This is a genomic window from Streptomyces sp. NPDC043680, assembly GCF_056436685.1.
Window position 1 is genome coordinate 200,512 of the sequence record NZ_JBWKCE010000004.1, and the last position, 20,488, is coordinate 220,999.

Consider the following 20,488-nt stretch of genomic DNA (forward strand, 5'->3'; position numbering starts at 1 on the left):
CGCCCCGCGAGGATTCCATGTCCGACGCCGCGACCTCCCCGTCCACCGACCCGGACGTCGAACTGCTGGACGCCTTGTGCCGCGAACTCGCCGAGGCCGCCGACGCCGTCGGTGAAGCCGCCCTCTACGCTTCGCGGCTGGCCCTCGGGCCCGGCCTGCGGGCCCATCCGGGCCGCCACGGCCGGAGCCGACCTCCCGGCCGCCGACCCGCCTGGCGCACCCTGCTGCGCCTCCTCACCGATCCCTCCGGCCTGGGCTGGGCCCCCCGCGGCCGCGGTGTCGCACGGGCGGGCTGGCTCGCGGGGGTGCTCACGGGCCGCGAGAACCTGGCCGTCAGCCTCGCCGTCTGCGGGCTGAAGGCACGGATCCGGGCAGCGCGCGTGGACCGCCCCGAACTGCTGGACGACCCCGAGGCGGCGGCCATCCTCCGGGCGGTCGAGCAGGACGGACAGGCCGCGGCGGTCCGCCTGTTCCGCAAGGTCCTGCGGGAGCGGGGAGCCGAGCGCGCCTTCGCGCTGCTGGCCTCCTCCTTCGCCGACCTGCTGGCCTGGAACGCGTTGACGGACACGAACCCCTTCAACGACCATGCCGGCTGGCAGGTGGCAACCGGCCGTGCCATGGCCGCGGAGCCGCTCCTCGGCCTCGGCGCCGCCCTGCGCGCCCTCTTCGACCGCGACCGCAGCACCGGCGGGCGCACGATCCCCGCCCGCAGCGCCGGGCACGCCGGATGCGTCCACACCATGGGCCTCATCGGCACCGGCGGCATCCTCCTCGTCCAGCCGTGGCGGAACCGGTGAGCCCCGCGCCCCGGCTGCGTCCGCGGCCGCCGGACCCGTCCCTCGGCCTGCGCACCCACAGCGCCGTCCTGCGCGCCCATGCGGAGCGGCTGCGCGCGGCCGTCGAGGAGCTGGGAGGCCAAGGCCCGCAGGGCGACGCCCTCCGGGCCGAGGTCACCGCCCTCGCCGACCGCTGCACCACCGCGGCGGACGGCTTCGCCCTGGCGGCGGCCCAGCTGGAAGCGGGCCGCCGGCGGAGGCCTTGACCGTCACTCCCTCTCGGCGGGCAGCTCGGCCAGCGCGGCCAGGGCCCGTGCGGTGATCTGCTGCGGTGATCCGGTGACGTCGACGACGACCCCGGGTTCGTCCTCCTGGAGCGGTTCCAGCGCGGCGAACTGCGAATCCAGCAGCGCGAGGGGCATGAAGTGACCCGTCCGCCCGGCCATGCGCCGCTCGATCAGCGGGCGTTCGCCGTGCAGGTGGACGAAGACCGCGCCGGGCGCGGCGGCGCGCAACCGGTCCCGGTAGGCACGCCGCAGCGCCGAACAGGCCACGACCGCACCCCCGGAACCCCGCCGCGCCCGGATCCAGTCGCCGATGGCGTCCAGCCACGGCCACCGGTCGGCGTCCTCCAGGGGGATCCCGGCCGACATCTTGGCGACGTTGGCCGCCGGATGGAAGGTGTCGCCCTCCGCGTAGGGGACGCCGAGCGCCTCCGCGAGCAGGCGTCCCACGGTCGTCTTCCCGGTGCCGGACACCCCCATCACCACCGTCACCGCCACGGCGACCGGGTGCACGGGGCCGGGCGGGGTGTCGTCGTCCATGGCGCTGATTGTCGACGTTCACCCCGCTTGGAGGTCAACGGTGCGGAGGTCAACCGGTGCGGGGGCAACCGGTGCGGGGTCAACCGTGCGGAGGCCGACCTGCCGCTCAGGCCCCGGCCGCCGTGCGGGGCGTCGTCTGCTGGACCGACCAGCGGTTGCCGTCCGGGTCGGCGAAGTACACGAACGAGCCCCAGGGCATGTCCTGGATGCCACTCACCTCGATGCCCCGGCCCCGCAGGTCCGCATGGGCCTCCTCGATGTCGGCGACGACGACCTGGAGGTTGTCCAGCGAGCCCGGGGCCATCCGGGTGAGGCCCATGCCCAGCGCGATCGAGCAGGCGGACCCCGGCGGGGTCAGCTGCACGAAGCGGAGGTCCTCGCTGACGGTGACGTCGTGATCGGCGTGGAAGCCGACCCGCTCGTAGAAGGCCTTGGCCCGGTCGACATCGGTGACGGGGACGGTGACCAGTTCCAGTTTGATGTCCATCGGCTGCTCCACGGTCGGCTGCTCCACGGTCGGCGGGTGCCCGGCGCGCGGGCCCGTCGGCATCATGCGCCCGCAGCGGGAACCGCGCCGCCCGGCGCGGCATCGGCCGCCGCCTCCTCGGCCGCCGCGAACTGGGTCCGGTACAGCTCCTCGTAGCGCCCGCCCGCGGCCAGCAGCTCGGGGTGCGTCCCGCGTTCCACGATCCGCCCGTCCTCGACCACCAGGATCAGATCGGCCGCCTGCACGGTCGACAGCCGGTGCGCGATCACCACCGCGGTGCGCCCCGCCAGGGCCTCGCCCAAAGCCTCCTGCACCGCCGCCTCCGAGGTGGAGTCCAGGTGCGCGGTGGCCTCGTCCAGGATCACCACCCGCTGCCGGGCCAGCAGCAGCCGGGCGATGGTCAGCCGCTGCCGCTCGCCGCCCGACAGGCGGTAGCCGCGTTCGCCGACGACGGTGTCCAGCCCGTCGGGGAGCGAGGCGACCAGCCCGTCCAGCCGGGCCCGGCGCAGCGCCTCCCAGAGCTCCTCCTCCGTCGCCCCGGGCCGCGCCAGCAGCAGGTTGGCCCGTACCGACTCGTGGAACAGGTGCCCGTCCTGGGTGACCATGCCGAGCGTCTCGCGGATCGAGTCGGCCGTGAGCTCCCGTACGTCGATCCCGCCCAGCCGGACCGCGCCCGCGTCGGCGTCGTACAGCCGCGGCAGCAGCTGCGCGATGGTCGATTTGCCGGCGCCCGAAGAGCCGACCAGCGCGATCATCTGGCCCGGTTCGGCGCGGAACGACACCTCGTGCAGCACCTGCGTGCCGCCCCGCGCGTCGAGGGTCGCGACCTCCTCCAGGGAGGCGAGCGAGACCTTGTCGGGGGAGGGGTAGCCGAAGGAGACCCGGTCGAACTCCACGGCCACCGGCCCGTCCGGGACCCGGCGGGCATCCGGCCGCTGCTCGATCAGCGGCTTGAGGTCGAGGATCTCGAAGACCCGCTCGAAGCTCACCAGGGCGCTCATCACCTCGACCCGGGCGCCGGCGAGCGCCGTCAGCGGCGCGTACAGCCGGGTCAGCAGCAGCGCGAGGGCCACGACGTTCCCGGCGTCCAGGGTCCCGCGCAGCGCGTAGTACCCGCCCAGCCCGTAGACGAGCGCGAGGGCGAGGGCCGACACCAGGGTGAGCGCGGTGATGAACGCCGACTGGGCCATCGCCGTACGGATGCCGATGTCGCGCACGCGGGCGGCGCGGGCCGCGAACTCGGCGGACTCGTCCGCCGGGCGCCCGAAGAGCTTGACCAGGGTGGCGCCGGGCGCGGAGAAGCGCTCCGTCATCTGCGTCCCCATCGAGGCGTTGAGCGCGGACGCCTCCCGCTGCATCGCGGCCATCCGCGCTCCCATCCGGCGGGCGGGCAGCACGAACACCGGCAGCAGGACGAGGGCCAGCAGGGTGATCTGCCAGGAGATGCCGAGCATCACCGCCAGGGTCAGCAGCAGGGTGACCGTGTTGGCGACGACGCCGGACAGCGTGTTGCTGAACGCCCGCTGCGCGCCGATCACGTCGTTGTTCAGGCGGCTGACCAGCGCGCCGGTCCGGGTGCGGGTGAAGAACGCGACCGGCATCCGCTGGACGTGGTCGAAGACGGCGGTCCGAAGGTCCAGGATCAGCCCTTCGCCGAGGGTGGCGGAGAGCTTGCGGGTGAGCAGCCCCAGCCCGGCCTCCGCGACCGCGATCAATGCGATGAGCAGGGCGAGCCGGGTGACCACGGAGCTGTCCCGGCCGTCCACGATCGCGGTGACGACCCGGCTCGCGAGGACCGGCGTGGCCACCGCGAGCAGCGCGGTCACCACGCTCAGCAGGAGGAACAGCGTCAGCCCGCGGCGGTGCGGGCGGGCGAAGGCGGCGACCCGGCGCAGGCTCGCCCGCGAGACGGGCCGCCGGTCCTGCTGGGCGTTGATCGCGCTGTGCAGCGATGTCCAAGCGGTGACTTCCATGTCCATGGTCCGAACGCTAGGACCTCGACCGTGGTTGAGGTCAATGGCCGGTTGAGGTGAGTGGTCCCGGTCCGGATGTCAGCGGGGGGTGCCATCATCGGCGGATGACGCAGGGAGCAGAGCCCGACGACTCCGACCACCTCCACCGGCCGGCCGTCGACACCGCCTTGCGCCGCTTCGAGCAGTGGGTCCGCAGGGCCCCTCGGGCGCGGGCCGTCATCGCCGGACCGGACAGCCTCACCTACGGACAACTCGACGCCCGAGCCGACCGGTTGGCGCACCACCTGCTCGCCGCGGGTCTACCGCAGGGCGGCCTCCTGGCCATCGGCACCGCCCGGCAGGCCGAGCTCGTCACCGCCCTCCTCGCCGTCCTCAAGGCCGGGGGGAGCTACGCGGTCATCGACGTGGAACACCCGCGCACGGGGCAGCAGCAGCTCGCCGCCCTCACGCCCCGTGCGCTGCTCACCGACACCGCCCACCACGCCGGCCTCGACACCGGAGGGGACCTGCGGGTGCTCCGCCTCGACACGGAAGCGGCCGCGATCGCCGACCGGCCCACCGGGCCGCCGCCGCGCACCGCGCCCGCCGGCCCGGCGGCCGTCCTCTTAACGAGCGCCGTGTCCGCCCGCCCGGTCCCCGTCGGCCACGCCCGGCTGCTCGCCGCGTACGAGAGCTGGGCCGAGCTGGGCAGGCTGACCCCCGAGGACCGGCACCTGATCACCCCTGGAGCGGATCTCGCCGCCTTCGCCGCCGGATGGACCCGCGCCCTGTGCTCGGGCGGGGCCCTGGTCCTTCCCGGCCGCTCGCCCTGGAAGCCCGAGGAGATACGCCGGGCCGTCGAGGCGGAGCAGGTGGACGTCCTGCACACCGACCCGGCCGGAGCGGCCCGGCTGCTGCTGCGCGGGCAGCAGGCGCCCGGGGTGCGCGGCCGGCCGGACCCGGACCCGGCCCTGCGCTCGCTGCGGCTGGTCACCGTCACCGGGGACCGCCTCTTCCTCGACGAACAGGACGCCCTGCACGGCAGCCTGCGCACCGGCGCCCGCGTCGTGAACGTCTACGCGCTCGCGGAAACCGCCGGCACCGGAACCGGCTTCGAACTGTCCCAGCTGCCCCGCCCCCTGGACGACCCCGCGGAACTCTGCCTGATCGGAACCGCCTTCCCCGGCTGCCGGGTCGAACTGCGCGGCGCCGAGATCCACTTGACCCCGCCCGACGGGGGCGACCCGATCCCCACCGGCGACCTCGGGCGGCTGCGCCCCGACGGGCTGCTGGAGTTCACGGGCCGGGTCCAGGACCGGATCACCACCGGCGGCCGCGAACTGGACCCGCACCCGGTCGAAGCCGCCATCCGGGGCCACCGGGCCGTCGGCGCCGCGCTCGTGGCCGAGACGGAGACCGGGCCCGGCGGGCGGCGGCTGGTCGCCCACCTCGCCCCGCCGGCCGGCGCGCAAGCCCGGCCCCCGGCCGCCGACCTGCCGGACATCGAAACGTTGCGCGACCACCTGGCCGGCAAGGTGCTCCCGGCGCAGACCCCGGACGCGGTGTTCCCGCTCCGGGCCCTGCCCCGCACCCGCGCGGGCCGCGAGGACCGGGCCGCCCTGGCGCAGCCCCGGCAGGGCGAGCCGGCCGGCGGAGCCGCCCGGAGCGGAGGCAAGTACGGAGGCAAGTACACGGCCGCACGCGGTGCGCAGCTCCCCACCTCCTGCACCGTGGGCTGCGGGGCCCTCGGGCCAGGCGTCGCCGGGTTCGTGCTCTACCTGCTGACCCGGGCCCTGTGGCCCGGGGCGACCGACCTGGCCGGGGTGCCCGGCTTCTGGGCCTTCCTCTTCTTCGTCCTCTACCTCTTCGAGGGCGCCGCCTTCACCGTCGGGGTGGTCTTCCTCTTCGCGGGCCGGGCGGCGATGCTGCGCCAGGGCCGTGGCCGGGCCCTGACCACGGCCGCACACCTGGCGGTGGTCTACCTGCTGGTCGCCTGGTGGCCCCAGGACAACTTCTACCGCCTCGCCGGAAAACGGGACTGGCCGCTCCAGGCGGCCCTGGTCTACGCCTTCAACATCCCGCTGATGATCGCGGCGGCCATCGTGGCCCACTTCCTGAGCCGCGAGCCCGCCCCGCCCTCCGACGACGGGGAAACCCCCTGAACCCGGGTCCGCCCGTGCGCGATGATGCGCGATGATGTTGCCTACTATCGTGCGTAGTTGACGTGCGGATCCGGTCTGGGGGGCCTTTCCTGTGAACGATGCGGTCGAGTTGGCGGACATGATCACGCAACTGCGCCGGGAGCTGAGCCGGGCCATGTCCGACGGCGAGGACTCCGACCTGAAGTTCAAGGCGGAGCGCGTGGAACTGGAACTGACCGTGGGAGTGGAGCGGACCCGCGAACCGGGCGTGAAGGTGAGGTTCTGGGTGTTCGACGCCGGAGCCTCGGCCAAGCGCTCGGCCACGGTCACCCAGAAGCTCACGCTGACGCTCCAGCCCGTACGGGCGGACGCGCCGGAGCAGATGGCCCTGATCTCCGGGGACGAGCTGCTCGGTGAGGATTGAGGCGCCCGCCTGGAGCGGCGGACTGGACCCGCACCGCATCGCCGAGGTCATCGTCACCACCTCCGCCGGAGGCGGGCGGCGCGGCTCGGGGTACCGGGTGGGTGACACGGCGGTGCTGACCGCCTTCCACGTGGTGGCGGGGGCCGCGGCGGTGCGGGTGCGGTTCGACGCCGACCGGCCGGGCCAGTGGGCGGCCGGGGCGGAGCTCGCCTGGTCGGATCCGGCCACCGACGTGGCGGTGCTGACCTTCACACCCCCGGCGGGCGCGGGGCCCGTTCCGCCCGCGCGGTTCGGCCGCATCGGCGACGACCGCCATGCCGTCATCGACGTCCACGCGGCGGGTTTTCCCCTGTGGAAGCGCCGGCGCGGTTCCGACGGCAGGCAGTTCCGGGAACTGCACCAGGCCGACGGGACCGTTGCCGCCCTCTCCAACCTGCGTACCGGCACCCTGGAGATCACGGTGCCGGTGGCCGCGGCCGACCCCGATCCCGCCGTGTCACCGTGGTCCGGCATGTCCGGGGCCGCCGTATGGGCCGGGCCGTACCTCGTCGGGGTCGTCGCCGAACACCACCGTGGAGAAGGGCTGGGCCGGCTGACGGCGGTCCGTGTCGACCACACGCTGCACGGGGTCGCCGAAGCCCGCCGGGCGGAGCTGGCGGCGCTGTTGGCGATCCCCGATCCGGCGGCGCTGCCGGACGTCGGCGCCGAGCCGCCCGGCCAGGACACACCGACCCCGCAGGCCACCTCGAAGGTCATCGGGCTGCCGGTCGCCCACGGGCTGGAGCTGTTCAAGGACCGCACCGAGGCGCGGGACCTGATCGGCCGCCACCTCGCCGACTCGGCCATCCGCATGGTGACCGTCACGGGACGCCGCGGCATCGGCAAGAGCGCCGTCGCCGCCAAGGTCATGGAGACGTTGGAACGCGGTGAGTGGCCGGGCCACGCGCAGGGGCCGCTTCCGGCGGGCCTCATCAACCTGAGTACCCGCACCTCCGGGGTCTCCCTCGAACGCCTCTACTTCGACTGCGCCCGCGCCCTGGGCCCCGCACACGAAGCCCGCCTCCTGGAGGTCTGGGCCGCCGACCGCCCCGTCCCGGACAAGATCGGCGAACTGTTCGCCGCGATGGGGGACCGGCTCTTCGTCATCCTGGTCGACAACCTGGAGGACCGGCTCCTGGACGACGGCCGGCTCGACGACGAGGAGCTCGACGCCTTCTTCGACTGCCTCTTCCGGGCACGGGCCACGCCGCGGCTGCTGATCACCTCGCAGCTGCCGCTGCGGCTCCCGCCCGAGCTGCGCCGGTTCGCCGCCGAGGTCGAGCTGTCCGACGGACTGCCGCCCGCCGAATCCGTCGCGCTGCTGCGCGAACTCGACCAGGACGGCAGCCTCGGAGTGGCGCAGCTGTCGGACGAGCAGCTGCTGCAGGCGGCGGTCCGTGTCCACGGGGTCCCCCGCGCGCTGGAGCTGCTGGTGGGCGCCATGGCCGACGACACGCTGATGCTGCCGACCCTGGAGGACGTGCTGGAGGACTTCACCCTGCGCGGCGACGTGGTCGCCGGCCTCGCCGAGGACCGCTACCGGCGCCTCGGCGCCGACAGCCGCAGCGTGCTGAACGTCCTCGCGGTGCTGCGCACCCCCGCGACGCGGGAGGCGGTCGAGTGGATCGCCGGCGGCCTCGATCCCGCCCTCGACGTCACGGCCGCCCTGTCCGGGCTGCTGAGGATGCGCATGCTGTCCGTGGACCGGGGAACCCGCACGTATGCGCTGCACCCGATGGACGCCGACCTCGCCTACGGCGCCCTTCCCGCCGAAGGACCGCTGGGGCGGCGGGCGTTGGAACTGCGGGCGGCCGACTGGTACGTGCGGATCGCCCCGCCGCGCCGGGACTGGCGCACGCTGGACGACGTACAGGCGCACCGGCGCGCATTCGACCACCGGGTGCGGGCCGGGGACATGGACGGTGCCGCGCTGGTCCTCGCCGCCATCGGGGAATGGATGGTCTGGCATGGCTCCGTGCTCGCGGCGATCTCGATGCACCTGACGCTGGAGGAACAAGTGACCGACGACCGGGCACGTCTCGCCCATCTCATCAGCTTCGGCCACGCCCGGTTGAGCGGCGGCCCGCTGCCGCACGCGCTCGAACTCTTCACGGAGGCCGCCGAGGTGGCCGAGCGCCTCGAAGACCGCCCGGCGCTCCAGGAGGCCGTGTTCGGCCTCGGCGACGCGCACCGGCAGCTGGGCCGCCTCCAGGACGCCACGGGCCCGCTGGCCCGGGCCGGCGAGCTGGCCCGGGAGAACGGCGACGCCGAAGCCGAGGCCCACGCCGTCCTCAGCCTCAGCCTCGCCCACAGCACCCTCGGCGACGGCGAAGCGGCCCTGGCGGGCGCCGACCGGCTGAGCGAACTCGCCGCGGCCTCGGGGGACCGGCTCACCGAGGCCCGCTCCTGGAACGCCCGGTTCACGGCCCTGCTGTCCCTGGGGCGCTGGGAGGAGACCATCGCGGCGGGCGACCGGGCCGTACGCGCCTACGCGGCCGCAGGTGTCCAGGAGGCGACGGACTACGCGCTGAACGCCCAGGGCGTGGCCCTCCTCGCCCTGGGCCGGCCCGAGGAGGCCCTGGCCCCGCTGGAGGAGGCGCTGCGCGCGGCTTCGGCCATGGAGAACCCGCGGACCGAGGGCGTGTGCCTCTACAACATCGCCTGGGCCCAGTGGACGCTGGGCCGGTACGGGCAGGCGGCCGAGATGGCCGAGCGCGCGGCCGCCTCCCTGGAGCGCGCCGGGGCCGCCGAGGCCGCGGCGGCGCAGGCGCTCGTCGAAGCGGCCCGGGCCCGTGCGGTGCCCGCCCCGCGCGCGGCCGCCGACGCCCTGGACCGGGCCGCGGAGGGCGCCGGCCGCAACGCGGAGATGGTCCCCCCGGCCTGGCTCACCGCGCAGGCGCAGCACCTGCGCGAGGACGCCTGAGGGCGCCCCGCCGCACACTCCGGCGGCGGGGTTTCACCGGAACGGCGCACCCGGCTCCAGGGCCCGGGAACGGATCAGGGCCTCCGCCGCATCCAGGGTCCCGGCGCTGTGCGCGGCCAGCAGGACTCCCAGCCAGGGTTGGGGGTCGAAAGCCCCGGTCGTGATCGCCGGCACGAACACGGCCCCCAGTCCGGCACAGGCCCGCGCCCACTCCCGGCACAGTTCCTCCAGCGGGGCATCGGGCAGCCGGGCACCCAACTCCACCCGGTCGACGATCCGTACGAGGTGTCCCGCACCCCGCAGCGCGTCCAGCCGGGCCGCCACCATGAAGGCGATGGACGGCCCGGTCAGGCGCAGGTTCGCTTCGGTCGGCGCCAGGCGTCCGTCGCCGTCGGCGACGAAGTCCACGTCGAACCAGCCCCGGTAGCCGGCCGCGGCCAGCTCCCGGCCCACCGCGCCGCCGAACCCGAGGAGCGGCTCCAGCGCCCCGGCCGGCACCACGCCGGGCCCGACCGTCGCTCCGCGGTAGCCGGAGCCCTCGACGTCCATCACCGCGCCGCCGACCTCGTGCACCCCGCCCGCCGCGTCGACGAAGCCGTCGTAGGTCAGGTCGCGTACGGCACCGGGCTCCGCCGGGCCGGACACGTACTCCTCCACGAGCAGCGGCCCCCGCGGCAGTCCGCGCAGGAAGGCCCGGGCCCCGCCGGCGGCCCGGACCCGGCCGGGCGGTGCGATCACGGTGCCCGAACCGCCCACCCCGTGCTCGGACTTCAGCACCGTGCACCGGCCCGCCTCGACGCGGGCGGCCAGCATCCCGGCCGCGGCCCGTCGGCTCCGGGCCCGCCACTGGGCGGGGAGCACGATCGCGGGATGCCCGCCGTCCGCCAGGATCCGGGCGAACAGGCCGTGCGCCGCCGCCTTCGACTCGTACCGCAGCTGCCGCGGCCGCCACGGCCACCCCGCCAGCCGCCCGAACGCGGCGGTCCGCCCCCACGGTACGAGGGGCAGCCCGCCCGAGGTCAGCAGTGCGGCCAGCGCCGGGCGGGCCCGTACGGCATCCGAGAGGGCGGGCCCCTGCTCCGCGAGCCCGTCGTACACCTCCACCCCCTCCCAGCCCAGCGGGCGGCAGACCAGCCCGATCCAGCCCCGGGACACCGGCAGCGGCAGGACCAGCGCCCCCGGGAGCGGGCTGTAGAAGGCGGCCAGGCAGGCATAGTGGTGCGCGGCCCGCTGCCCGCGGTCCAGGGAGGCGTCTGCGAACTGGGCGTTGTACTCGGCGACGTTGCCCACGTGCACCGCGGGTCCGCCTCCGGTCCAGGCCCGCGCCCAGCCGGCGAGCGGGACGGGGGTCACCTCGAAGCGCACCAGGCCCGGCGGCACGTCGTCGTGGCCGGACCGCCCGGCGGGCGCCACGGCCCCCATCGCCCGGTAGAACCCGGCGGCATGCGGATCGGCGTCGATCACCAGCCGCTCGAAGCCCAGTTCCACGGCCCGCCGCAGCGCGTCCCGGTACAGCAGCCGCCCCACGCCCCGCCCGATCGCCTCCGGCTCCACGAACAGCAGCCCCAGCCGCCCCCGCGGCGGCGACCCTTCCAAGGAGGCGAGCCCGAGGACCGCGCCTGCGGGCCCGCCCTCCTGCGCCACCACGATCCGGCGGGCCGCCAGCTCCCCCTCCTGGATCTCCAACTCGGGCGCGCACGCGGCCAGGAACGCGGCCCCGTACCCCCAGTGGGCCTTGGAGCGCAGCGCGAGCGCGCTGAGCTCATGTGCCTCCCCGGCCCGCGCCGCCCTCAGCCCGGCCATGCTCCGCCCCCTGTGCCTGTGCCAACCCGCGGACTCCCCGTGGTCCGCGGGGAGTCCGTGCGATAGATTCGGCCACCCCGACCACAGGTTCCCACCCGTTCCCACCCCCAGCGGAGACAGGCTTCCCATGAGCGACATCCTGAGCGGACTCGGCCGCACCAGCGCCTACGGCGCCCTCGGCCTGGTCCTGCTGATCCTCGGCATCGTCCTGGTGGACGTGCTGACGCCGGGGAAGCTCCCGAAGCAGATCTGGGAGGAGCGCAACCGCAACGCGGCCGTGATGCTCAGCTCCGCGCTCCTCGGTGTCGGCGGGATCGTCTTCACCTCGATCTGGACGACGTACGAGGACTTCGGCAAGGGCCTGCTGTCCACCGCGGCGTTCGGCCTCCTGGGCCTGGTCCTGATGGCCGTGGCCTTCCTCGTCCTGGACCTGGTGACCCCCGGCCGGCTCGGCGCCATCGTCGTCGACCCGGAGCCCCACCCGGCGGTCTGGGTCACGGCCTCGTGCAACCTGGCGGTGGCGGCCATCGTGGCCGCTTCCATCGCCTGACCCGGCGCCGGACGGCAGCCGTCAGGCCAGGCCCGGCGCGAGCCGTCAGGCCAGGCCGAGCGCGAACGCCGCGAACCCGGCGGCCAGCAGCCCCGCGGCCGTCCGCCGCAGGGCGGTGACCCGGGTCCACGGCTCCTCGAACCGCCGCGCGTACCGGACGAGGAGCACCAACAGCGCGGCGAACACCGGCATCCAGGCCACTCGGGCGGCGATCCAGCCGAGGCTGTCCGGAGCCGTCGTCAGTCCGGGCACCGCGCCGGCGAACGAACCGGGCACCGCCGCCGCCAGCATGGCGCTCTGATGCCAGCACAGGATCGTCATCGCGCACAGGTTGACCACGACCACCGGAGCCCACAGCGCAGGCCGGGACAGCAGCCGCGCCAGCCGCTCCCGTAGCAGGACGGCCGCCCCCGACTGCGCCGCGGCCAGGGCCAGTACGAGCAGCGACGGCGGGTGCGAGTTGGTGCGCGAGGCACCCGGCACGCCCACCACCGACACCGGGTAGTGGAAGACCAGCAGCAGCGCGGCGAACAGGGCCGTCCCGCCCGCCAGCAGCAGCCGGGCCCCGTGCCGACCGATCCGCCCCTCGCCCCAGGACACTCCGAGCTGATAGGCGAACAGCCAGCCCGGCAGGACGTTCAGCAGCGCGAGCCAGGACGGTACGGAGTCCGCGAGCGGGCCGTAGCGCAGCAGGTCCACCACCGCGACGAAGGCGATCAGGGGAGCCGCCGCCCAGCCGCCGAGACGGCGCGCCGCCCGCACGCAGTACGGGGTCAGCGCGGTGATCACCACGTACACGCCCACGAACCACAGCGGTTGGACCACCAGCGTCGCCGCGGTCCGCAGCGTGGTTCCGGGCACCCCCGCCGCGTACAGCACCGGTGCGGCCAGCGCCCACACCGCCGTGACGCCGAGCACCGGCCGCCCCAGCCGGGCCGCCCTGCCCTTCAGCCAGGCGCCGGCGGAGCCCTTCCTGCGGTGGTACGAGAGCACCGAGGCGTAGCCGCCGACGAGGAAGAAGACGCCGAGCATCTGCAGGATCCAGCCGGCGGGCGCGAGAGCACCGAACGAGGACAGCGGGCTCGCGTTGTGCAGCGCGCCCTGCGCGTCCAGGGTGAACCCGCCGAGCAGCCAGTGGCCCGTCGGTACGGCCAGCAGCGCGAGCGCGCGCAGCCCGTCGACGGCCCGGTCGCGGTGCGCGGGGGTCCGCCGGTCGATCCGCTCGGCCGTCCGCCTCAGCAGGGTCGGCACGCTCATCGGACCTCTCCCTTCGCGAGGGCGGTGAAAGCCGTCAGGGATTGGGTGCCGGGCGCGAAGTAGCCGGTGTGCCCCCGGACATCGGCGGCCGGCACCCTCCGGGCGCCGAAGGCGGGGGAGGCCGGGTCGGCGCCGTGGCCGATCCCGGCGAACTCCACGTTCGGTACGTCCGCGATCCAGTCGGAGGGGCCGCGCGCCGCCCAGACCCTGGCACGGGTGTGCAGAGCGGCGGCGCTGCCCGCGCGCACGCCGGGGGAGCCCAGGACGACGAGGTCGGTGGCATCGGTGTGCCGGGCGGCCAGCCCGCAGACCACCGACCCGTAGCTGTGGCAGAACAGCACCGGATCGGGCGCGCCGACCGCGTCGAGCCCCTCCGTGAAACGGGCCAGCCGGACCGCGCCCGCCTCCGCGAGCCGCCCGCCCGCCGCGTCCAGTCCCACGCCGACCGGTGTGGTGTAGCCGGTCCACGCCACCACGGCGGTGTCCGCACCGGCCGAGGCGCGCAGGGACCGGGCCATCCCGGCCGGGCCGGTGTGAGCGGCGCGCGGCGCGTCGTGGCTCGTGGCGTCGCTGTCGGAACCCGGCACGATCACCGACACGCGGGCCGCCCGCTCCAGGTCCCCGAACACCTCGGCCACCTGTCCGCGCCCCCGCGGATCGAAGGCGAGGATCTGCCGTCCCGGCGAGGCCAGCGAGGCGTAGCGCGCCTCGCCGGTCGCCAGGATCGCCTGCCGGTTGGCCTCGTACCGCAGGGCGACCGGGGCCCCGTCCAGATTGCCCACCACCAGCGGGTGGCGGCGCACCAGGTCCCGCTGCCGCGCCCGGTCGAGCCCGGCGAAGAACCGCGCCACGTCGTGCGGGCGGGCGCTCGCCGGGTCGGGCAGGGCCGGGCCGGACGTGTCGGCCCGCCAGGCGGCGGCGCCCGGCGGCGGGCCGGTGACCGCCTGCTGGCTGTCGCCGGCCGCCCATCCCGCGGTGCCCGCGACCACGGTCACCGCCAGCGCGGCCGCGACCAGGGTCCTTCCGAAGCGGCGCATGCCCCTTCTCCTCTCCTCGTGACGAGGAGGAAGGTAGGAAGGGGGTGCCGGGCCGTACGTCGGACCGTGGAGCCAAGTTCGGTGTCATACCCCGGTAGGGGGTGGAGGAGACGGCTCCCCCGGAGACGGCCCACCCGGGAGACGGCCCCCCGGAGACGGCCCCCGCACCGGGCGCCGGCGGGACGGGCTCAGGCGCTGTCGCCCGGCCGCACCAGCCCCGCCTCGTACGCGAAGATCACGGCCTGCGCCCGGTCGCGCAGGTCCAGCTTGGCCAGCACCCGCCCGATGTGCGTCTTGACGGTCTGCTCGGCCACCACCAGGTGCCCGGCGATCTCCTGGTTCGACAGCCCTCGCGCGATCAGCTCCAGCACCTCGGTCTCCCGCGGGGTCAGCCCGTTCATCCGCAGCGCCGGGTCCTTGCGCGGGGCCGGGCGCTGCTGCACGAAGTCCGCGATCAGCCGCCGGGTCACCGAGGGTGCGAGCAGCGCCTCGCCCGAGGCCACCACCCGGACCGCCGCGATCAGATCGGCGGGAGGGGCGTCCTTCAGCAGGAACCCGGAGGCCCCGGCCCGCAGCGCCTCGTACACGTAGTCGTCGATGTCGAAGGTGGTCAGCATCAGCACCTTCGGGCGGTGCACCACGCCCGGCGGAGGGTCGAGGATCTCCCGGGCCGCGGCGAGCCCGTCCATCTCGGGCATCCGTACGTCCATCAGGACCACGTCCGGGTGGACCGAGCGGGCCACGAGGACCCCTTGGCGGCCGTCGGGGGCCTCACCCACCACGTCGATGTCGGCCTGCGCCGACAGCAGCGCGGCGAACCCGGCCCGCACCATGGCCTGGTCGTCGACGATGATCACGCGGATGGTCAACTGGCGTCCTCGTCCGAAGCGTTCAGGGGCAGGCGGGCGGCGACCCGGAAGCCGCCGTCGGGCAGCGGTCCGGTGTCCAGTGTCCCGCCGGTCAACCGTACGCGCTCGCGCATGCCGACCAGGCCGTGCCCCGTGCCCGTGCTCTCCAGCGCCACCACGGCCTCCGGGGCGGGCCCGTTGACCACCAGCACCAGCAGCACCTCGTCCGCCTCCTCGGCGGCCCGGCTCACCGAGACCCGCGTCGGCGCGCCCGGGGCGTGCCGCACCACGTTGGCGAGGGCCTCCTGCACGATGCGGTACGCCGACAGGTCCACGGCGGGCGGCACCGCCTCCGGCACGCCGGCGGCCATCGACAGCTCCACCGGCTGACCGGCCCGCACCGTCGTCTCGATCAACTGCTGGAGCCGCACGAGCCCCGGCTGCGGCGCCCGCTCGCTCTCCTTCCCGTCGCCGCGGAGCACGGTCAGCAGCCGCCGCATCTCGCCCAGGGACTCCCGCGCACTGGCCGCGATGGCGGCGAACTCCTCCTGCACCGGCTCGGGCATCCCCGGCAGCCGGTACGGCGCCGAATCGGCCTGCACGGTGATCACCGACATGTGGTGGGCCACCACGTCGTGCAACTCGCGTGCGATGCGCGCCCGTTCCTCCAGCAGCGTGCGCCGGGCCCGCTCGGCCTCGCTGATGCTCTCCTGCTCGGCGATCCGCCGCTGGGCCTCGCCGAGCCCGCGCAGCGCGCCCGTCAGGGCGAGGACGGTGCCGCCGAGGACGAACAGCAGGGCGATCGTGTCGGTCACCCCGGTGGGCCGGTAGAAGCCGAGCACCACCCCGACGCCGCCGGTCACCAGCCACACCGCGACGAGCGTGCGGACGGTCTCCCGCAGTCCGAGGCAGACCATCAGCACCAGGTAGCCCACGACGGCCATCGGGGTCCAGGGCCAGGCGTGCCCGGCCACCCCGCCAGCGTCGATCAGCAGCACCGCCCCGAGCGTGTCCGCGGCCAGGACCAGACCCCAGGCGGCCAGCGGCCGGGTCACGGCCAGCAGCAGCGGCACGGCCTGCGCGACCCCCAGCGCGCCGGCCCACCCCCCGCCGAGCCGGTACTGGGAAACCAGCACCGTGATCGTCACCGGCACCAGCGTCAGCACGCAGACGGCGGCGACCAGGTACGGCAGGCGGCGCTGCCAGGCCCTGGGGGCCTGCGCCAGCAGCGGCTCGGCCGCCCCGGGGGGCGTGCGCAGGGCCACGGAGAACCGGGTCAGTGCACGGGGCGCCCGGGCGGCGGCGGGAGTAGGGGCGCGGTCGCTCATGATCGGACAGACTAGATCCTCCGGTGCCGATACGACCTGGTGCGCGGGGGCGGAGGCGCAGGCCCGGGTGGGGCACCGGGTCCGGGTAGGCTGCACGCAGTCGATCACGGGGGAGCCGGTACGCATGGGCTTGGCAGCCGCACTTGAGAAGCTGGTGCCGGTGTTGCTGGCCTTCGGGGCCGGTGCGCTGCTCGCACGCCGAAAGATCATCCCCGCCGAGGCCTCGAAGGTCTTCGCCGACTACGCCTTCCTCTTCGCGGTCCCCTGCTACCTGTTCGGCAACATCTACGCCAGCGACCTCGGTGCCCTCTTCGACTGGCGGGCCATCGGCGGCTATGCCGCGGCCGCCGCCCTCGCGGTGCTCGCCGTCGCCCTCGCCGCCGCGGCCTACGGCGTACGCGAGCCGCGCGCCGTGGCGCTGCGCGTGATGGCGGGGGTCCAGGTGAACACGGCCTACTTCGCCGTCCCCGTCTTCATCACCTTCTTCGGGACGGCCGCGCCGATCTTCCCCGTGCTGCTGTTCCAGGTCTGCGTGCTGTCCCTCGTGGTGATCGCCATCATGGAGCTCGGCCGGACCGGCCCCGGCGCCGGCGGCCCCGGGCAGCGGCTCGCGCGGGCCGTCGGCGCCTCACTGGTGACCCCGCTGGTCCTGGCCTGCAACGCCGGGATCCTGCTCAACCTGCTGTCGGTGCACCTGCCCGAGGTGCTGCTGGACGGGGCCGCCTTCGTCGGCGACAGCGCCTCGCCCGTCGCGCTGTTCGCCCTCGGTCTGCACCTCGGCGGCCAGGGGCTGGACGTCCGGGGCACCAGCCGCGAGGAGATGGCCCTCGTCGCCTTCAAGTGCCTCGGCTTCCCGCTGCTGACCTGGGCGGTGTGCGGGGCGCTCTTCGGAGTCGGCGGCCAGTGGCTCACGTACCTCGTCCTGATCGCCGCGATGCCCACCCCGCAGAACCTGTTCATCTTCGCCCAGCGCTACGACGTCGGGGTCGACCTCTCCGCCTCCCTCGTGATCAAGAGCTCGGTGGTCTCGCTCCTGCTGCTCCCGCTGTGGCTCCAGGCAGTGGTGTGAGGACCGGTCGGCGCCGTGTCCGTTCCCCGGCGCGGGCCCGCTCGTTGACGGGGCATGGAGCTGCTGCCGATCATCGCGGCGCCGGGCGTCGGTGAAAGGGCCGATGCCGCGGCCGATGCCGCCTGCCACCTGTACGACGCCGTCGTCCCCCGGCGCTGCGGCGAGCCGGGCGGCTGGAGCCGCGGCGCGGCCGAGGACGCCGCCGAGACCATCGAGACCACCGCGCACGCGCTGGCGTACACCCACCCGCGCGCCGCGCTCATCCTCGCGCCCGTCCACGCGGCCCTCGCGAACCTGCGGCGTCAGCTCGCGTTGGCACCCGCCGACCCGCTGACCGCCGACGGCCTGGTGCAGACGCCGCGTACGGTGGGCAACCCGCGCCGGACCCGCCGGGTCCCGGCGCTCACCCCGTCCCCGCCCCGGCAACAGCCTTCTCGTACAGGGCCTTGACGTCCTGGCCGAAGTAGGAGCTGTAAGAGGTGTCGGCGGTGTCCCCGCCGGTCTTCCAGCCGCCGATCACCCCCACCACGTCGCCGGTCTCGGTGTCCTTGTCGTAGCGGGTCAGGAACGGGCCGCCGCTGGTCCCGCCGGGGTAGCCGGTGCAGTCGATCCGCAGGAACGATCCCGGGATGCCCGGATCGGTGCTGGTGAACCTGGTCGTACGGTTCACGCACAGCCGCGGCCGCGCGGCGGACGCGGGATACCCGATCAGCGACACCCGCGGGTGCGCGTAGCCGGCGCCGGTGACCAGGCGGTTGCCGCCGACCACGTCCTCCACCGGGAAGCCGTCCGCATCCGGCCCGACCTGCGCGAAGGCCACGTCCAGGGTCGCCCCCTTGTCGGGGCCCAGGCTCTTGTACCGGGGGTCGATCCACACCTTGGAGCGTCCGGCGGTGTCGCGCACCACCGGGAACATGCCGTACGGCTGAGGGGTCTGCGCCGTGTAGAGCGGTACGAAGGCCACCTGGCGGGCATCGGTGCCGAGCAGGCAGTGCGCGGCGCTGAGCACCAGGTTGCGGCCGGGCGAGGAGACGACGCTGGCCGTGCAGAAGTACGCTCCGCCGCCCTTCATCACGAACATCCGGCCCACGACCGGGATCCCGTCGAAGTCCTGGCCGGTGCCGGGGTCGGTGGCGGCCGCCGCCGACCCCGGGGTCATCGGCACCGCGGAGGCCATGCGGTCCGCCGTCCAGAAGGATTCCGCCTCCCGGGCGGACCACCGGCCGGGGCCCGGCAGGGCGCTGCCCGCCTCGGCCTCGGGCAGCGGGCCGCTGGGCAGCAACAGGGCGGCCGTTGCCGCGGCCACCGTCAACACACGTCGCATTCGGGCTCCTCTGAATCGCCTGCACTGCATCGCCTGCATCGCCTCGATCGCCTGCATCGCCTAGATCGCCTGGGGGAAGCGGAACAGCCGGTCCGGGTCGTGGAGGCGCCGGATCTCTTCGAGACGGGGCAGGTTCGGCCCGTAGTACGCCTCGCGCCAAGTGGACAGCTTCGGGTCGGTGTAGTTCTGGTACGCGCTGCCGCTCGCCCAGGGCCGCAGGTCCTGCCACAGCCCGTCGAGCCAGGCCTGGTGCCGGGGCACCTCGGAGGGCGGGGCGGTCGCGGGCCAGTAGGCGAGGTACTGGGCGAGGAAGGCGCTGTCGCGGTGGGCGAACGCGGTGGCGGCGGCCGGGACCCGGTTGACCGCCCCGCCGCAGACCCCGTCGAACTGCACGACCCCGATGCCGCCGCGCGGCGCCGCCTGCGCGTACCGCGCCAGTGCGGCCAGGACCGCGTCGACGGCTGCCTCCGGCAGCCCCGGGCCGGCCCAGAAGTCCGAACGGGCGGCGTACGCGTCGCGGCCGAGCCGCCCCTGCGGACCGTGGCCGGGCAGGGATCCCGGCAGCCGGCACTGGGCCGCGCTCAGCTCCAGGCAGCCCGCCACGGCCCGTACGGTGTCCCCGTAGCCGCGGACGACGGTCCAGTCGTCCCGGGGCTCCCCGCCGACCAGGCCGGACAACCGGGTCAGCTGCCGGTCCAGCTCGTCGCGCCCGTCGAGGCAGACCACCCGCAGGGCCGGGGCCGACACCGGCCCGCCGTCGACGGTGAACTCCACCTGGCTCCAGAAAGGTTCCGGCAGGGCGGTCAGCCAGCGCTGCCAGCCGCGCAGCACCGCCGGGGATCGTGCGGCGGACCAGTGGAGTTCGGCGAAGGCGGCGTCGGCGACCGGGTGGGTGCGGAAGTGGAACTGCGTGACGATCCCGAAGTTGCCGCCCCCGCCCCCGCGCAGGGCCCAGTACAGGCCGGGGTCACGGTCGGCGTCCACCTCGCGCACCGAGCCGTCGGCGGTGACCACGGTCGCGGCCGTGAGCCGGTCCGAGGTGGTGCCGTACGCCCGGGAGGCCAGGCCCAGCCCACCGCCGAGGGTGAGACCGGCGATCCCGACCGAGGGGCACAGCCCGGTCGGGATGCCCAGTCCGCGGGCGGCGAGGGCCGCGGCCACGTCCCCGAGCCGGGCCCCCGCGCCGATCCGCACCCCGGGCGCGGTCCCGGCGCCGTCGAGCGCCACCTGCGCCATCGCGCCGACGTCCACGACGAGCCCGCCGGCGCAGGTCGACCAGCCGGCGTAGCCGTGGCCCCCGCCGCGCGGCACCACGGGGACGGCCGAGCGGCGGGCGAAGTCCAGGCAGACGGCCACGTCGCCGGCGTGCGCGGGATAGGCCACGGCGCCCGGCGCAACGGTGTCGAAGCGGGGCTGGAACAGCCGCCGGGCCTCGGAGTAGTCCGGGTCTCCGGGCAGTACCACCCGCCCGTCGAGTGCGCGCGCCAGGGCCCCGAAGTCCGGCCCCGACGGGGAGGACCGCGCGGGCGCCGCCGCCCCGAGGGCGGCGAGGACGGCGGCGGCCGCGCTCCCCAGGACGCGGCGGCGGTGGAGGCTCATTCCTCCTTCCTGCCATCGCCCGCGCCGATCACGGCGAAGGCGGGCCCACGGCGCTCGCGTTGCCCCCCGAACGGCCCAGGGCCCACCCGCCCCGCAGAGCCGCCCTC

The 20,488-nt window shown here is 75.2% G+C and carries 18 protein-coding genes; 8 read left to right on the top strand and 10 right to left on the bottom strand.

What is annotated here, in order from left to right; all coding sequences use genetic code 11:
* The first annotated feature begins 17 nt into the window (after nt 1–17).
* Nucleotides 18–797 (top strand): serine/threonine-protein kinase, encoded by a 780-nt coding sequence (locus tag AC0666_RS10615; protein ID WP_468963631.1) that lies wholly within the window; start codon nt 18–20, stop codon nt 795–797.
* Nucleotides 794–1,042: a hypothetical protein gene (locus AC0666_RS10620; RefSeq protein WP_468963632.1), complete on the top strand. Its 249-nt coding sequence runs from the start codon at nt 794–796 to the stop codon at nt 1,040–1,042. The genes AC0666_RS10615 and AC0666_RS10620 overlap by 4 nt, the downstream gene beginning before the upstream one ends.
* Nucleotides 1,043–1,045: 3 nt before the next feature.
* Here the strand turns inward: AC0666_RS10620 and AC0666_RS10625 are convergent, their stop codons facing one another.
* The 3 genes from AC0666_RS10625 to AC0666_RS10635 all read right to left on the bottom strand — a co-directional run bounded on the left by AC0666_RS10625 (nt 1,046) and on the right by AC0666_RS10635 (nt 4,066).
* The gene (locus tag AC0666_RS10625) at nt 1,046–1,600 is read right to left on the bottom strand and encodes a gluconokinase (RefSeq protein WP_478707442.1); all 555 of its coding nucleotides are present in this window, start codon (nt 1,598–1,600) and stop codon (nt 1,046–1,048) included.
* Between the two features lie 106 nt (nt 1,601–1,706).
* A complete protein-coding gene (locus AC0666_RS10630) occupies nt 1,707–2,087 on the bottom strand; it encodes a VOC family protein (RefSeq protein ID WP_468579607.1) in 381 nt (126 codons plus the stop codon).
* A gap of 62 nt (nt 2,088–2,149) precedes the next feature.
* Nucleotides 2,150–4,066 carry an ABC transporter ATP-binding protein gene (locus AC0666_RS10635; protein WP_468963633.1) on the bottom strand — a complete coding sequence of 639 codons (1,917 nt, stop codon included), beginning with the start codon at nt 4,064–4,066 and terminating at the stop codon, nt 2,150–2,152.
* A 98-nt stretch (nt 4,067–4,164) separates the two neighbouring features.
* Between AC0666_RS10635 and AC0666_RS10640 the strand changes: the two genes are divergently transcribed.
* From AC0666_RS10640 to AC0666_RS10650, 3 genes are all read left to right on the top strand, one after another.
* Nucleotides 4,165–6,201 carry an AMP-binding protein gene (locus AC0666_RS10640; protein ID WP_478707443.1) on the top strand — a complete coding sequence of 679 codons (2,037 nt, stop codon included), beginning with the start codon at nt 4,165–4,167 and terminating at the stop codon, nt 6,199–6,201.
* A 91-nt stretch (nt 6,202–6,292) separates the two neighbouring features.
* The gene (locus AC0666_RS10645; RefSeq protein WP_356846039.1) at nt 6,293–6,604 is read left to right on the top strand and encodes a trypco2 family protein; all 312 of its coding nucleotides are present in this window, start codon (nt 6,293–6,295) and stop codon (nt 6,602–6,604) included.
* Complete coding sequence (locus tag AC0666_RS10650; protein ID WP_478707444.1) at nt 6,594–9,566, top strand: trypsin-like peptidase domain-containing protein; 2,973 nt, start codon at nt 6,594–6,596, stop codon at nt 9,564–9,566. Before AC0666_RS10645 ends, AC0666_RS10650 begins: the two co-directional genes overlap by 11 nt.
* Before the next feature lie 33 nt (nt 9,567–9,599).
* On the opposite strand, the gene AC0666_RS10655 is transcribed toward AC0666_RS10650, so the two are convergent.
* The gene (locus tag AC0666_RS10655; RefSeq protein WP_468963637.1) at nt 9,600–11,369 is read right to left on the bottom strand and encodes a GNAT family N-acetyltransferase; all 1,770 of its coding nucleotides are present in this window, start codon (nt 11,367–11,369) and stop codon (nt 9,600–9,602) included.
* A gap of 127 nt (nt 11,370–11,496) precedes the next feature.
* Here AC0666_RS10655 and AC0666_RS10660 point away from each other — a divergent pair, with 127 nt between their 5' ends.
* Nucleotides 11,497–11,919 (top strand): DUF350 domain-containing protein, encoded by a 423-nt coding sequence (locus AC0666_RS10660; RefSeq protein ID WP_356846041.1) that lies wholly within the window; start codon nt 11,497–11,499, stop codon nt 11,917–11,919.
* A 45-nt stretch (nt 11,920–11,964) separates the two neighbouring features.
* Here the strand turns inward: AC0666_RS10660 and AC0666_RS10665 are convergent, their stop codons facing one another.
* The 4 genes from AC0666_RS10665 to AC0666_RS10680 form a co-directional block, all read right to left on the bottom strand.
* On the bottom strand, nt 11,965–13,176 hold the full coding sequence (locus tag AC0666_RS10665; protein ID WP_478707445.1) for an acyltransferase family protein: 1,212 nt from the start codon (nt 13,174–13,176) through the stop codon (nt 11,965–11,967).
* Nucleotides 13,173–14,213 (bottom strand): alpha/beta hydrolase, encoded by a 1,041-nt coding sequence (locus AC0666_RS10670; RefSeq protein WP_468963639.1) that lies wholly within the window; start codon nt 14,211–14,213, stop codon nt 13,173–13,175. Before AC0666_RS10670 ends, AC0666_RS10665 begins: the two co-directional genes overlap by 4 nt.
* Nucleotides 14,214–14,401: 188 nt before the next feature.
* A complete protein-coding gene (locus AC0666_RS10675; RefSeq protein WP_468963640.1) occupies nt 14,402–15,082 on the bottom strand; it encodes a response regulator in 681 nt (226 codons plus the stop codon).
* Nucleotides 15,079–16,389 carry a sensor histidine kinase gene (locus AC0666_RS10680; protein WP_478707446.1) on the bottom strand — a complete coding sequence of 437 codons (1,311 nt, stop codon included), beginning with the start codon at nt 16,387–16,389 and terminating at the stop codon, nt 15,079–15,081. Before AC0666_RS10680 ends, AC0666_RS10675 begins: the two co-directional genes overlap by 4 nt.
* Nucleotides 16,390–16,513: 124 nt before the next feature.
* Between AC0666_RS10680 and AC0666_RS10685 the strand changes: the two genes are divergently transcribed.
* Nucleotides 16,514–17,458, top strand: coding sequence for an AEC family transporter (locus AC0666_RS10685; protein ID WP_468963642.1), 945 nt, complete (start codon nt 16,514–16,516; stop codon nt 17,456–17,458).
* A 54-nt stretch (nt 17,459–17,512) separates the two neighbouring features.
* Complete coding sequence (locus AC0666_RS10690) at nt 17,513–17,908, top strand: hypothetical protein (protein ID WP_468963643.1); 396 nt, start codon at nt 17,513–17,515, stop codon at nt 17,906–17,908.
* Here AC0666_RS10690 and AC0666_RS10695 read toward each other — a convergent pair.
* Nucleotides 17,862–18,782, bottom strand: coding sequence for a serine protease family protein (locus tag AC0666_RS10695; protein WP_478707447.1), 921 nt, complete (start codon nt 18,780–18,782; stop codon nt 17,862–17,864). The genes AC0666_RS10690 and AC0666_RS10695 overlap by 47 nt on opposite strands.
* A 60-nt stretch (nt 18,783–18,842) precedes the next feature.
* The gene (locus AC0666_RS10700) at nt 18,843–20,381 is read right to left on the bottom strand and encodes an FAD-binding oxidoreductase (RefSeq protein WP_468963644.1); all 1,539 of its coding nucleotides are present in this window, start codon (nt 20,379–20,381) and stop codon (nt 18,843–18,845) included.
* Nucleotides 20,382–20,488 lie beyond the last annotated feature (107 nt).